We start from the raw sequence: 13,396 nt of genomic DNA, 5'->3' as shown, positions 1-13,396 counted from the left end.
GCGACGCCCCATGATCCGCACGCTCGCGGGAGGGCTGCTCGCCACGGTCGCGACGGCCACCGCCCTGCTCGGCGTCTCCCCCGCCACCGCCGCAGACGGCGACCTGTCGATCAGCCACGCCGAGGCCGACGGCGACCAGCTCAACCTGGTGCTCTCGGTCCCGGCCGGTGCACAGGTGGCGCCGACCGACGTCACCGTGAAGATCGCCGGCAAGTCCGTCGACGTCTCCGCAGAGCTCGCCGAAGACGCCGGTGAGACGATCCTGCGTACGACGGTGCTGGCCATCGACACCAGCAACTCGATGGTGAACGCGAACCGCTTCGAGCCGGCCAAGGCCGCCGCGCTCGCGTTCCTCGACGCCGCACCCGACGATGTGCGGATCGGCGTGGTGAGCTTCGACTCCGACGTCGTCGTGGAGCTTGCCCCGACCACCGATCGGGCGCAGGCCACATCGGTGATCGAAGGACTCAGCACGGCGAAGAAGACCTCGCTCAACGACGGGGTGCTGGAGGCGATCAAGGCCGCGGGGACCGAGGGCGCACGGCAGATCCTGGTACTCTCCGACGGCCGCGACACCACCAAGACGCCGGACAACGCCGTGGTCGACGCGATCACCGCCGCCGGCGTGCAGGTCGACGTGGTCGCCCTCGACCAGGCGCCCGCGGATCTCGGCCCACTGCAGAGCTTCGCGGAGGCCGGCAACGGATCCGTCATCCCGGCGACCACCGAGGCCCTCACCGCAGCCTTCAACGAAGAGGCCGCGAGCCTGAGCCGCCAGATCGTGGCCACCGCGACCATCCCCTCCGAGGTGACCGCCCGTGAGGGCACTGTCGAGGTGACCGCGGGTGAGCTCTCCGCGAGCCGCCTGGTCTTCCTCCGCTCCGGCGCGCAGACGCCCGCACTGGAATCGACGAAGAAGGAGGACTCCGGCTCGCTGCAGATTCCGACAGCCGTCGTCTACCTGGGCATCGCCGCTGTGGGCGTCGGTCTGTTGGTGCTGCTCGGTGGCCTCATGTACACCGCCACCGAGCCGAAGGCCGCCCCCAGTGCGGAGGATCGGATCTCGGCCTACACGGGCGGGCAGGGTGCGCCCGGCGGCAGCGGCGGCCCGGCGATCACTCTCGACCAGGCCAAGGGCGCTGCCGCCCAGGTGCTCAAGCGCAACAAGGGCCTGGAAGAGCGGATCTCGGCTCGCCTGGTGGCGGCCGGCTCGCAGATGAAGGCGGCCGAGTGGATCCTCATGCACGGCGGCATCACCGTGGGCGCGGGTCTGGTCGGGGTCCTGCTCGGTGGCGGCGACTGGGTCTTCCTGCTGCTCTTCCTGCTGCTGGGTGCGCTGGTGCCGTGGCTCTGGTTGGGTTGGAAGCGGAAGCGACGTCTTGACGCCTTCCAGAGCGGGCTGGCCGAGACGCTGCAGCTGATCGCTGGCTCGCTCAGCGCCGGCATGTCGCTGGCCCAGTCGATCGACGCCGTGGTCGCCGAGGGCAGCGAGCCCATCGCCGGAGAGTTCCGGCAGGTGCTCGTCGAGGCGCGCCTCGGCGTTCCTCTCGAGGACGCCCTGGACCAAGTCGCTGAGCGGTGCCAGAGCAAGGACTTCGCCTGGGTGGTCATGGCGATCCGGATCCAGCGGCAGGTCGGCGGCAATCTGGCAGAGCTGCTGACCACCGTCGCCGCCACGCTGCGCGAGCGGGAGTACCTGCGGCGGCAAGTGAAGACGCTCTCCGCCGAGGGGCGGTTGTCTGGGTGGATCCTGGGCCTGCTGCCGATCGGCATGTTCCTCTACATGCTTTTGTTGCGCAGGGAGTACATCCGACCGCTCTACACCGAGTTCCTCGGCATCGTGATGCTCGGTGCAGCCGGCGTCTTTCTCGCTCTAGGCGTGTTCCTGATGAGCCGTATCGTGAAGGTGGAGGTCTGAGATGGTGCTTCTGGTAGGCGCTGCCTTGATCTTCGGCGCGCTCTTCTTGGTCTTCTCGTCCGTGGGTGGGTTGAGTGCCGAGCGGCAGGGAGTCAACAAGTCGCTTGAAGTTCTAGAAGCGATGACTGGTTCTTCGACTGCCGCTGACGAGCTGGGCAAGGAAGCCGACAAGCCGTTCGCGGAGCGTGTGCTGGTCCCGCTCCTTGAACGTTTGCAGGGCCTCGGCAGGCGGATCACCGGAGCGGACCAGGCGGAGCGGATCCGACAGCAGCTCGACCGCGCTGGAAACCCGGCCGGCTGGACCATCGACCGTGTCTCTGCGGGAAAGATCCTCGGTACGGTCGTCGGAATCGGAGCAGGTGCCTACTTCACCCTCCTGACAGGTATGTCGCTCCCCGTGATTCTGCTTGGTCTCGTCGCCGGCGCGGCTCTCGGTTTCTTCGGGCCGAACATCTGGCTCTACAACACCGCAGTGAAACGCGAGGAGGCGCTGCTCAAGGAACTTCCCGACGCGATCGACCTACTCACCATCTCCGTCGAGGCCGGACTCGGCTTCGACGCCGCGCTGCAACAGGTCGCCCGGAAGACCGAGGGGCCGCTGGCGGGCGAGCTCTCCCGGGTCCTCCAGGAGATGCAGATCGGCCGGAGCCGCAGCGAGGCACTCCGCGCGCTGGGTGAGCGGACCCAGGTCAAGGATTTGAAGTCCTTCGTCGCAGCCATGGTGCAGGCCGACGCTGTGGGCATCCCGATCGCCCAAGTGCTCCGGGTGCAGTCGGCAGAGATGCGCACCAAGCGGCGGCAGCGCGCCGAAGAGAAGGCCGGCCAGGTGCCGGTCAAGATCATGGTACCGGTCATTCTCTTCATCCTGCCCTGCCTGCTCATCGTGGTGATCGGGCCCGGGATCCTCAGCATTATCGACGCCTTCTCGCGGACGTGACCTCTCTGGACGATCGGTCCCGCTATGCCTCGGTCACGGCCGGGGCACGTGTCTTCGCGCTGCTCATGCTGGCGCTCCCGGTGGCAGTCAACGGCACCATCGGCCCGATCCTCTCGGTCGTGCTGTTGGCAGCGGTCTGGCTGGCTGCGGTCTTCGTCGAGGGATTCGCCCGAGTGCCGATCATGCCGGCGCTGGTCATCGAGGCCAGCCTGGTCACCCTGCTCGCCGCCCTGACGCTGGCAGAGTCGCCGGTCCTGCTTCCCGCTCTCGGCGTCCCCCTCTTCGTGGCCGGGTTGGTGCGCGGCTCCCGGGGCCTCCTGGAGGTGCTGGGCGCCGAGGCAATGGTATTGGTCGCAACGACGGTGCCGAATGATCGCATCCGGGTCGAAGTCGACCTGGTCTCCACCGTGTTCACCTGGCTCATGGTCGGCGTCGGGCTGGGAGCCATCGGTGCCGTGGTGCACAACCTCAAGGGCGAGGAGTCCAGCACCGCCGGCTCCTACCGCGAGGCGCGCTCACTCATCACCAGGTTGCTGGACCTCTCCGGCGACCTGGTCGACGGCCTCGACCCCCTCAGCATCGCCCAGAACATCATCGACCTCTCCAAGGAGGAGGTGCCGATCTCGGGCGCTGTCGTCTTCACGCGCGATGAGCGCGGCATCACTCCCTTGCTTGAGGGCGACGTCCGTGTCGACCATACGCTGCGCGACGGATTGGTCACGCAGGTCTTCCGCGGCGGACGCGCGGTGGTGCAGGGTTCGGACCTCGCCTTTCCGCTGCTCACCGAGGCCGGCGTGATCGGGGTTGTCCAGGCCACCATGCACCCCGCGTTCGGACAGCCCAAGACTGCCACCCTGGCCGCGCTCAACCACCTCTCCCAACGCCTGGGACCGGAGGCCGTCCAGCTGGACACAGCCCTGCTCTTCGCGAGCATCCAGGCCGATGCGACCTCCGAAGAACGCCAGCGGCTGGCCCGCGACCTGCACGACGGCATAGCTCAAGACCTTGCCGCGTTCGGCTACCTGATCGACGGAGTGGAAGACCTCGCAGACTCCCCCGAGCAGCAGGAGGCCGCCCAGGAACTGCGCGACGAGCTCTCGCGCGTGGTCACCGAGCTGCGCCGTTCCATCTTCGGGTTGCGCAACGAAGCAGCCTCCGAGCTCAGCCTCGGGGAGAGCGTGCGCGCGATGGCCGAGCACATCACCTCACGCACCGGGCTGCCGATCGACATCACCCTCGATGAGGATGAGACGAGGCTGCGCTCCGATGTGGAGACCGAGTTGTTGCGCATCGTGCAGGAGGGGATGAATAACGCGGTGAAACACGCCCGGGCTTCGCGGATCCGCGTCGCCTGCGTGGTCCATCCGCCCTACGCCCGGGTACGCGTGATCGACAACGGCCGGGGCCTGCAAGAGAGTCGCGACGACTCGCACGGCCTACGGATCATGCGCGAGCGGGCTCGGCGGATCGGTGGAAGCCTCGAGTTGCGCAACCGCGATGGCCGACCGGGTACGGAGCTCTCTGTGGAACTGAATCGGGCGTCCCGCCCCAAGCACCTTGCAAATACGACAGAGTGGGAGGCATGACAGTGAGTGACGGCGAGAACCGACCGCTCCGGGTCGTCTTGGTGGACGACCACGAGCTGATCCGCACCGGCCTCTCCCGGGCCTTCGACCGCGAGAACGACATCAGCGTTGTCGGCGTCGCCGGCAGCGTCGGGCAGGCCCTGCAGGTGATCAGCGAGCACCGCCCCGACGTCGTGGTCACCGACCTGCAACTGCCCGACGGCACCGGCCTCGACATCGTGAAGACCATCCGGCAGCGCAACGACCGAGTCGGCCTCGTCGTGCTCACCATGCACTCGGGCGACGATCACATCTTCGCCGCCATGGAGGCGGGCGCCTCCGCCTTCGTCGGCAAGGATGCGCCCAGCCGGGAGGTGGTCAGCGCCGCCCGTCACGCTGCGGTCTCACCCCGCACCTTCCTCTGCTCGGGTCTGGCGGGTGCGATGATGCGACGGGCCAACGACGACCGGCCGCGCCTCTCCGAGCGCGAGAAGGAGGTCCTCGACCTGCTGGCCGAGGGGCTGGGCACTGCCGCCATCGCCGGCAAGCTCTACATGAGCGAGTCGACCGTGAAGACCCACATCGCCAAGCTCTACCAGAAACTGGGGGCCACCAACCGAGCCCAAGCGCTCGTCACCGCGATGCGGACCGGCCTGTTGTCGGCGGTGAACCCTACGTAGTCATGGTGTCGGAATAGTCCGAAAGAACTATTCAGCGGCGACCGAAGGCCCGATGTTGCCCCCGCGACAACTCCGGCAGAGTTCTACTTGTGAGCGGGCCACCCGGCCCGGACCGAACATGTGGGATAGACCAAAGGGGAACACCATGAACGAGAAGCTGATCGCCCTCTACGCGAACATGATGGCCTTCGTCACCGCCGACCGCGAGGACGAGAAGGGCGCGACCGCCGTCGAGTACGGTCTGCTGGTTGCCCTCATCGCTGGTGCCATCATCATCACCGTCACCGCTCTCGGCGGCGCCCTTGACGGCCTCTTCGAGCGGCTTCGCGAGGCGATTGCCGGCGCCTGATCAAGAGCCTCGATGCGGTGGCTGCAGGGTTATCCCTGCGGCCACCGCATCATTTTTGGCAGACTAGTCTGGATGCCAGTTTCTAGAGATGAGCCAACAATGCGCCGAGAAGAAGACCGTTCCAGGGAGAATCGCTCCGACTGCGGCGCATCGGCAGTCGAGTACGCACTACTTGTTTCCGGTGTTGCCCTAGGCATCTTCGTCACTGTGGGTGCTCTTGGCGGGGATGTCCTGGGTCTCTACGAACGCGTCTGTCCCGCCTTCGGCGGTTGCTAGGCAAAGCCCGGTCCTGGTGCGCACTCGCGAGGAACGCCTCTGCTCCGCGAATGCCGCGCCGGGTCCCCAAGCGTCGAGAGCCCATCCGCCACCCTTTCAGTGCTCTCGCTGGCGCCCGTGCGGCACGCAGCAAGGTCGCCACAGCAGCGGCCACGGTCAGCCCGCGTGCCGTGCTAAGGCGATCCGCTGCAGCACGGTGGGGTGGGTGCCAAACCACCACTGCGCCCAGGCAACGGGGGTGGGGTCGCAGACCGCGCGGATGCAGAGCTGCTTCTGCAACGCGATGAAGGCCCGGGGGTCCTGGGTCGTCTCCAGAGCGACCACGTCAGCGCGAGTCTCGATCTTGCGGCTGATCCCGGACTGCACGGGGCTGGCGAGCAGCGACCCCACCGCGACCAGCGCCAGCACCAGCGGTACCACGGTCGGCCGGGCCACACCTTCCGTCCCGGTGCGGCGGCGTACGGCTGCGGAGGAGCAGAGCAACGCCAGCAGGCCGACGCCGAGAGCGGCCCCGGCAGCGCCCAGCGAAGTTCCGACAAGGACGTCGTTGTTCTTGGCGTGCGCCAGTTCGTGGGCCACCACGGAGAGCACCTGATCGTCGGGAGCGCTGTCGAGGAGGTTGTCATAGACGACCACCCGGCGCGTGCCCGCGAAGCCGGAGACATAGGCGTTCAACGTGGTCGTACGTCTCGACGCATCGGCAACCAACACCTCGTCGACGTCGACTCCCTCCTCGTCTGCCAGCTTGAGGATCTGCGCCTTGAGCTGCTCGTCGGCCATCGGCGAGAAGTCGTTGAAGATCGGTTCGACGACGACCGGGTAGAGGAACGAGCCCACCACGACGAGCCCGGCTGCTCCCCCGGCTGCCACCGCTGGCCACCACCGCCGCCATCGGCGAGCGCAGCCGACCAGCAGCACGAGACCCAGAGCGGTCATCACCCCTTCGACCGCGATCCCCCGCAGCAGGTCGACAAGCCACGCGCCCAGCGTCTGGTGCGTCAGGTTGTAGTCGAGCCGCCGGCCCCTGGAGAGGAGCGCCAAAGGCAAGGTGGCGAGGCTGCTCACCACGGTGAGCCCGAAGCCGGCGCCAGCGGTCCAGAGGATCCAACGACTTCCGCCCCGCGAGAGGAGGCGAGCGCCGACCCGCGTGAATCCGAAGACCGCTGCCACGACGAGCGAGACTGCGAGGGCCGACCAACCGATCCAACGCGCACCCGAAGCGTAGGTCTCACCGCGCTCGAGCACGGCCTGGGTGAACGTCCCCCGCGCGGGCGCCGCCTCCGGCATTCCCCCGGGGACGGGCGACCACGGCACCAGCCACCAGGCCAGGAGGCCGAAGACGACCGCCCCGACGACCAGCACGCCCAGCGCGACATCGCGCTCCGAGGCGGTCACTTGATCAGTCTGCTCAACTCGGCTCGCCACAACTCCACCAATTCCGTCACCGATAGGTCGAAGGTCGCTCGCAGAGCGACCTCAAGCTCCGCCCCTCGCGCCAGTCGCCTCTGCAGTTCCAGCAGCGGCGCGGCGCCCCCGCGCTCGCCTAGGACCCGAACCAGGAGCCATGACACCTCGTAGGCAGCGCCGAGGTGAGTAGTCCGGGAGCCGAAGTCCTCATCGGCGGGCAAGCTCCCCGGCAGGCCGTCGGCCTTCACCTGAGCGATCGCCTGCGCGGCGCTCACCCGATCGGGAACCGTGCTGCGCCGCAAGGCCACCCAATCGGCGAAGCCTTCGACGAGCCACAGCGGGACGCCGAGCTCAGTGGCCGCTCCCGTCACCAGATGAGCGATCTCGTGAGTGGCGACGACCTGTGCACCGTGCGCGGTCAGCTTCGCGAAGACCGGATCGTTGACGAAGACGTGCACTGGTGACCCGGGAGCATCAGAAGAGTCCGTGGTGGTCGTGACCGCAGCGATCGCCTCGTAGCTCCCGGGTTCGGCATTCAGCACCCGCTCCAGCTCAGCTCCGTTGGCCGGCACCTCGATCACCAGCCCCTGCGAGGTACGGATGTCCGGCAGCGCCGCCTCGACCTGCCGCAGCCCGACCGCGCCAAGCTCCTCGTAGCTACGCGCCTTGACCTGCTGGTTGCCGGCGACCATGACCAGCAGATTGTCACGAGCACGCACGGTCACCGGCCCGGAGAGCCAGAGCGGCTGCACCCGCGCCCCGCCGCCGAAGGCAGCCACCCGAAGATCGCTCCCCGAGCCGTCGAAGATCACCGTCACCTCAGCATGCGCGGCATGGGGATCACGCCCCTGGAAACGCCAGGCAACCTCGACCGAGGCCGCCCACTGTCCCCCGGGAAGTCCCTGGGAGACGCTCGAGTCGTCAGTCAGGTAGCGCACCGAGAAGTCGACGACGTCGGCAGCCTCCGCGTTGGTCACCAGGTACGACGGCCAGGGCGCCGCAGCAGTGTCGCGCTCGGCGACCGCCCGGGTCAGCTCTTCGAGAACCTCGATCGCGGCCGCAGGATCGACTGCGACCGCGGTCGGTGCGTCCTCCAGCGGAGCGCTGTCGTCGCAGCCCACCAGGCTCGCGAGGAGGAGCACCCCGGGAAGCACCAGACCGGCCACCCAACGTCGTGGGTGGCCGGTCTGAGAAGTGCGGGTGTCCAGGGCGTCAGCCCGGGCGTACGGCGCCCGAGTAGGGCATCGAGAAGACCCCGGAGATGACCACACCGGTGCTCGGGTTCGCAGCGTGCACGATCCGGCCGCCGCCGATGTAGATGCCGACATGGCTGACCGGGCTGTAGTAGAAGACCAGGTCACCTGGCTGAAGGTTGTCAGACGACACCGGAGTGCCGTAGCCCTGCTGCGCCCGCGAGCTGTGCGGCAGGCCGACGCCGGCCTGCGCCCAGGCCATCATGGTGAGACCCGAGCAGTCCCAGGCGCTGGGACCAGCAGCGCCGTAGACATAGGAGTCGCCGAGCTGGGAGAGCGCGAACTTCACGACGGCGGCCGCGCTGCCTGTCGCCTTGACGTCGGTCGGCATCCGGGTGGAGTTGCCCGACCGGGAAGCCTCAGCGACCCGGGCGGCCTCCTCGGCCTTGAGGTCCGAGAGCAGGTCCTTCGCCTCGGCAAGCTTCTTGTCCGCGGTCGCCTTCTCGTCGGCGAGGGTCTCCTCGACGTCGGCGAGCTCTTCTGCCCGCTCCTCCGTCGCCTCACGGCGCAGCTCCAAGGTCTGCTGCTCGCGCTCCAGCTCGTCGACCGTGCGGGACTGGAAGTCGTTGTAGGCAGAGAGCGCGGTCAGCTCGCTGAGGAAGGCCGCGGGGTCGTCGGAGAGCACCAGCCGACCGGTGGCCGAGAGAGACTGCCCCTCGTACTGCGCAGCCAGAGACTGGTCCACCTCGGCCTGCAGGTCGGCGACCTTGACGGCTTGGGCCCTCTCGTCGGTCCGCAGATCCTTGAGGTCCGCCTGCAGGTCGGTCAGCCGAAGCTGCGCGTCATGGTGACGCTCGGTGGCTTGCTCCGCCTCGTGGAAGAGACGGTCGACCTTCGCCTGGACATCATCGATGTCAGGTTCAGCGTTGCTGGGGACTCCCGCGATGAGGATGGTCCCGATGACAGTGGTAGCGCTAGCGAGCCCTGCGATGAGCCGCAACCGTGCAGAAGGCACGAGCTGACGTTCTCCTCTTTCTCGACGTCGATCCCCGCGGCATGATCACGCATATGCCTGGCGGGAGCACCCCCACTCCCGCTACCGGAACCGGCGCGGCGCCCGAGCCGGTCCGGTCTGACCAACTGGTACGGGCAACCAAGTCGGCATCAGGTTAGTCGCTCACCTCGGTGCCACCAAACGCATCCCGGTCATTGATCGGGATTCCTTGCGTCACTTGCGTCTCACAGGTCACACAAGACACACGTGCCTCAGCAGTGCGTGATCAGGCGGAGTCCACGACGGGCTCGGTCACCGGCGTGACCAAGCGCAGCGGGGGGACCAGGCCGCCAGCCGCCAGCACCTCGAGCGCGCGGCGCTCCTCCTCGTCGAAGGAGAGTTCGGGCGGCGGACCGAGCAGCACGCTCACCACGCAGTCGTGGCAGGCGGGTCCGCGCACCACGCAGGTGTCGCAGTCGACGCGGGTAGCGTCATCCTGGATCAACGGAAGATAGGGGCGGTGCTGGTGTTGCTGGTGGTGTTGCTGGGTCACGGAGGACCTCCTCTCTCGGGCCAGGAGGGGAAGTTCCCGGCACGACGGGAGCGTGACACCACCCTCCGACACTTGCCCCTCAGCGCGTCAGCAGCCCCAGCAGCGACCCGGCGCCCACCACCCGGGCACCCGCCCGGCGTACGTCCCGCGCCACTGCCTGGTCGGAGGTGACGACGACGACGGGCCGGCCCTCGGGTTCGGCTGCGACCAGGTCGCGGATCACGTCGTCGGCGATCACTCCCGTCGGGCTGAAGAGCACCTTCACGCCGCGAGGCGGGTTCACCAGCGGTCGGTTGGTGGTCTCCGCCGCGTCGAAGACGACCGTCGTCTCCGCACCCGTCCGAGCGATCAGCGCCGCCATCCCGTTGAGCAGGCGGATCCGCTGGGCCTCCAGCGAGGAGCCCGGCCATCCCTCCTTGCTCACGTTGTAGCCATCCACCAGCAGGCGAACGCGCGGCATAGCCAGGTAGTTCTCCAAGAGCATCGGTTCCGAGGGTCGGTGCTCGTGGGCCGTCGGTCCGCGCGCCGCGGCGATCCGGGCCTCCAACTCCTCCGCCGGCGCTCCGGTCACCGGCGGCAACGCCAACTCGCGGCGCAAGCCCTGGCTCGCGTCCAGCAAGGTGTCCAGCAGGAGCCGGGCTCGCAACGTGACCTGATCACGCTCGGAGCGGGCATCTCGGCGTTGCGCCGTCACCTGCTGCTGCAACTCCTCGACCTGCCCGCGTAGGCGGCGTACCTCCGCCTCGGCCGCCAGGGCCGTCGCCTCAGCCGCGGTCACCCGCTGCTCCGCCTCTTCACCGGCCTGGCTCGCATCCGCGGCGACCGCTCGCTGGGCGGCACGCGCTTCACCCAGCTTGCGGCGCAGGCTGCTGTTCTCCGACTTCAACTCGTCGATCCGCTCCCGACTGCGCGCACGCTGCTCCCGGGCCTGCTGCTCGCTGGCCTCCAGACGCTCCCGAAGACGCTCGATCGCACCGTCGTCGCGGGGTGCCGCGGCCTCCGCCACTCGTCGTACGGCGTCCTCGTAGATCGGCACCCATCCCTCGGGACGGCCCAACCAGGCCAGTGCAGCGACGTCCACGGGGTCTGCCGCCGCGGGCGGCGATCCGGCGACCACCGCCTCTGCCAACTCGCCGTGAGTGGCCAGCACCTGGGTCGCCAGGTGCTGGCGGAAGTCGTCGTCGGCCTCGAGCGCAGCGGCGATCGTGTTGCCGCCGAGCTTGGCTCGGCGCTGAGGGGCGAAGCTCGCAACGCGCTTCAAGGCGGCTGGCGGCTCGGCAATCAGGGGCAGCGCTTCCGCGGCCCAGGCGATGACTCGGGCGCGCACCTGCCCAGGGAGAGCCGGTGTCGACTGCTCGGTCTCCATGCTCCCCCTCTCAGCGTCGTTGGTAGTGCTCCGTCCCGGTTCGCTCTGCTGCTCAGTTGCCGGCCGCGTCGGCCTCGACCGCGTTGCGGTCGACCAGCTCAATGGCGTCCGTCCGGGTGCACCACCGGCAGGTCACCGTCTCGACCGTCTCGGCCAGCAGCTCGGTGCTCTCGACCTGCGGCTCGCCCGACAGGTCGAAGTGCCAGAACTCCGTGGTCCGACGAGTCCGGGTGACGTCGAACCGGGTCAAGTTGCCGCAGCCTGCGCACCGCCAGCGCTTCGTCGCGTCGGGAAGGGATGCAGTCACGGGAACTCCTCATGGTCGAACGGTCGTCAGGTGCAGCCTATTCCGCGTGGCGGACGAGTTGTGTCGGAGGCTCTGACTACGGTCCCCGACATGAGCAGCACCAGGCAGGGTGCGCGTCCCCGCTGGGAGACGCAACGGACCTTCGACGAACTCGGTCGCCCCCTGCACGACATCACCTTCACCGTCGTCGACCTGGAGACCACCGGCGGCTCGGCGCAGGCAGGGTCGCGGATCACCGAGATCGGCGCGGTCAAGGTGCGCGGCGGCGAGGTCCTCGGCGAGTTCCAGACCCTGGTCAATCCCCACACCGAGATCCCCGCGTTCATCGCCGTGCTCACCGGCATTACGAACTCGATGGTCGCCTCGTCGCCGCCGATCGACTCGGCCCTGCCCGCATTCTTGGAGTTCGCCCGCGGCACCGTGCTGGTCGCCCACAATGCGCCGTTCGATGTCGGTTTCCTCCAGCACTTCGCCGACGAACTCGGCCATCCATGGCCGGCCTTCGAGGTGCTTGACACCGTCAAGCTCGCCCGTCGCGTGATCAGCCGCGACGAGGCGCCCAACTGCAAGCTCTCCTCGCTCGCGTCACTTTTCCGGTCTGCCACGACGCCCAACCACCGTGCCCTCTCCGACGCCCGCGCCACCGTCGACGTACTGCACGGTCTGATGGAGCGCCTAGGAGGCCAAGGAGTGCAGACCCTCGAGGAGCTGCAGACCTACTCGGCGCGGGTCGACCCCGCCCAGCGCCGCAAGCGACACCTCGCCGAGCCGCTCCCCCACGCCCCCGGCGTCTATCTCTTCCGCGACGACCGTGCCCAGGTCCTCTACATCGGCACCTCCCGCGACGTTCGCAGCCGTGTGCGCTCCTACTTCACGGCGTCGGAGACGCGGACGCGGATGAGCGAGATGGTCCGCCTTGCGGCACGGGTGGACGCCGTCGAGTGTGCGACGCCGCTCGAGGCACGTGTGCGCGAGCTTCGACTCATCGCGCAGCACAAGCCGCGCTACAACAAGCGCTCCCGTTTCCCGGAGAAGACCCACTTCGTCAAACTGACCCGAGAACCCTGGCCGCGGCTCTCACTGGTGCGCAAGGTGCTCGACGACGGTGCCGACTATCTCGGGCCCTTCGCCAGCAAACGCACCGCCGAACGATGCTTGGCTGCCCTCCACGATGCCTTCCCGGTGCGCCAATGCACCGACCGCTTCGGCCTCTCCCCCGAGCGCGCCGCCTGCGCGCTCGGCGAGATGGGCCGGTGCCTGTCACCGTGCGATGGCTCAGTGGATCAGGAGGGCTACGCAGCAGTGGTCGGCCAACTGCGGCATGCGCTGCTCCACAACCCCGATCAGGTGGTTGAAGCAATCCACCAGCGCATGGAGCGCTATGTCGCCGAAGAGCGGTTCGAGGAGGCGAGCGTGCATCGTGATCGGCTGGCCAGCTTCCTGCGCGCTGCCTCCCGCACCCAACGTCTGAGCACCCTTGCCCGTTGCCCGGAGTTGATCGCAGCCCGCCGGGAGGAGGATGGGCGCTGGGCGGTGCATGTGGTCCGGCACGGCCGCCTGGCGGCCGCGGGAGTGATTCCCCCTGGCGTCGATGCGCACTGCTGGGTCGAGCAGCTGAGGGCCGAGGCCGAGACGGTCTTCGCCGGCCCCGGGCCGGTGCCCGCCGCCTCAGCGGAGGAGACCGAGTCGATTCTGCGCTGGCTGGAGTCGGGTGGGATCCGGCTGGTCGACGTGGAAGGCGAGTGGACCTGCCCGATGGGTGGCGCCGGACGGCACCTTGCCCTGTACGACGCGGCGCAGGCGTCCCGCCGCACGCTCGTCCCCTTCGACGAATCCCGGCAGTAAGGTGAG

Annotated in this window: 12 protein-coding genes; 6 read left to right on the top strand and 6 right to left on the bottom strand. The window is 68.5% G+C overall.

Annotated elements, in window-relative coordinates:
- The first annotated feature begins 10 nt into the window (after positions 1-10).
- The 5 genes from DNK54_RS00925 to DNK54_RS00905 all read left to right on the top strand — a co-directional run bounded on the left by DNK54_RS00925 (position 11) and on the right by DNK54_RS00905 (position 5,449).
- Positions 11-1,918 carry a type II secretion system F family protein gene (locus tag DNK54_RS00925; protein WP_162602256.1) on the top strand — a complete coding sequence of 636 codons (1,908 nt, stop codon included), beginning with the start codon at positions 11-13 and terminating at the stop codon, positions 1,916-1,918.
- 1 nt (position 1,919) lies between these two features.
- Positions 1,920-2,855 (top strand): type II secretion system F family protein, encoded by a 936-nt coding sequence (locus DNK54_RS00920; protein WP_110205084.1) that lies wholly within the window; start codon positions 1,920-1,922, stop codon positions 2,853-2,855.
- Positions 2,852-4,441 carry a sensor histidine kinase gene (locus DNK54_RS00915; RefSeq protein ID WP_110205083.1) on the top strand — a complete coding sequence of 530 codons (1,590 nt, stop codon included), beginning with the start codon at positions 2,852-2,854 and terminating at the stop codon, positions 4,439-4,441. The genes DNK54_RS00920 and DNK54_RS00915 overlap by 4 nt, the downstream gene beginning before the upstream one ends.
- A complete protein-coding gene (locus DNK54_RS00910) occupies positions 4,438-5,100 on the top strand; it encodes a response regulator transcription factor (protein ID WP_110205082.1) in 663 nt (220 codons plus the stop codon). Before DNK54_RS00915 ends, DNK54_RS00910 begins: the two co-directional genes overlap by 4 nt.
- Before the next feature lie 145 nt (positions 5,101-5,245).
- Positions 5,246-5,449 (top strand): Flp family type IVb pilin, encoded by a 204-nt coding sequence (locus DNK54_RS00905; RefSeq protein WP_239459840.1) that lies wholly within the window; start codon positions 5,246-5,248, stop codon positions 5,447-5,449.
- 432 nt (positions 5,450-5,881) lie between these two features.
- Here the strand turns inward: DNK54_RS00905 and DNK54_RS00895 are convergent, their stop codons facing one another.
- The 6 genes from DNK54_RS00895 to DNK54_RS00870 form a co-directional block, all read right to left on the bottom strand.
- Positions 5,882-7,120, bottom strand: a complete 1,239-nt coding sequence (locus DNK54_RS00895) for a M48 family metalloprotease (protein WP_110205080.1) — start codon at positions 7,118-7,120, stop codon at positions 5,882-5,884.
- Positions 7,117-8,298, bottom strand: coding sequence for a hypothetical protein (locus DNK54_RS00890; RefSeq protein ID WP_110205079.1), 1,182 nt, complete (start codon positions 8,296-8,298; stop codon positions 7,117-7,119). Before DNK54_RS00890 ends, DNK54_RS00895 begins: the two co-directional genes overlap by 4 nt.
- Positions 8,299-8,344: 46 nt before the next feature.
- Complete coding sequence (locus tag DNK54_RS00885; protein WP_110205078.1) at positions 8,345-9,340, bottom strand: C40 family peptidase; 996 nt, start codon at positions 9,338-9,340, stop codon at positions 8,345-8,347.
- A gap of 265 nt (positions 9,341-9,605) precedes the next feature.
- Positions 9,606-9,872 (bottom strand): hypothetical protein, encoded by a 267-nt coding sequence (locus tag DNK54_RS00880; protein WP_239459839.1) that lies wholly within the window; start codon positions 9,870-9,872, stop codon positions 9,606-9,608.
- A gap of 79 nt (positions 9,873-9,951) precedes the next feature.
- Positions 9,952-11,238 (bottom strand): NYN domain-containing protein, encoded by a 1,287-nt coding sequence (locus DNK54_RS00875; RefSeq protein ID WP_110205077.1) that lies wholly within the window; start codon positions 11,236-11,238, stop codon positions 9,952-9,954.
- Positions 11,239-11,290: 52 nt separating this feature from the next.
- Positions 11,291-11,545: a hypothetical protein gene (locus DNK54_RS00870; protein WP_110205076.1), complete on the bottom strand. Its 255-nt coding sequence runs from the start codon at positions 11,543-11,545 to the stop codon at positions 11,291-11,293.
- Between the two features lie 90 nt (positions 11,546-11,635).
- Here DNK54_RS00870 and DNK54_RS00865 point away from each other — a divergent pair, with 90 nt between their 5' ends.
- On the top strand, positions 11,636-13,390 hold the full coding sequence (locus DNK54_RS00865; RefSeq protein WP_110205075.1) for a DEDD exonuclease domain-containing protein: 1,755 nt from the start codon (positions 11,636-11,638) through the stop codon (positions 13,388-13,390).
- The last annotated feature ends 6 nt before the right edge of the window (positions 13,391-13,396 follow it).

The sequence above is a fragment of the Nocardioides daejeonensis genome (genome assembly GCF_003194585.1).
In the GTDB taxonomy this organism is placed as follows: domain Bacteria; phylum Actinomycetota; class Actinomycetes; order Propionibacteriales; family Nocardioidaceae; genus Nocardioides; species Nocardioides daejeonensis.
The sequence above is the reverse complement of the archived record's forward strand: the minus strand, read 5'-3'. Positions and strand labels throughout refer to the sequence as shown.

Excerpts from the sequence above, each read along its gene's own strand:
- DNK54_RS00925 (WP_162602256.1), top strand. The coding sequence starts at position 11 with ATGATCCGCACGCTCGCGGGAGGGCTGCTCGCCACGGTCGCGACGGCC.
- DNK54_RS00920 (WP_110205084.1), top strand. The coding sequence starts at position 1,920 with ATGGTGCTTCTGGTAGGCGCTGCCTTGATCTTCGGCGCGCTCTTCTTG.
- DNK54_RS00910 (WP_110205082.1), top strand. The coding sequence starts at position 4,438 with ATGACAGTGAGTGACGGCGAGAACCGACCGCTCCGGGTCGTCTTGGTG.
- DNK54_RS00905 (WP_239459840.1), top strand. The coding sequence starts at position 5,246 with ATGAACGAGAAGCTGATCGCCCTCTACGCGAACATGATGGCCTTCGTC.
- DNK54_RS00875 (WP_110205077.1), bottom strand. The coding sequence starts at position 11,238 with ATGGAGACCGAGCAGTCGACACCGGCTCTCCCTGGGCAGGTGCGCGCC.
- DNK54_RS00865 (WP_110205075.1), top strand. The coding sequence starts at position 11,636 with ATGAGCAGCACCAGGCAGGGTGCGCGTCCCCGCTGGGAGACGCAACGG.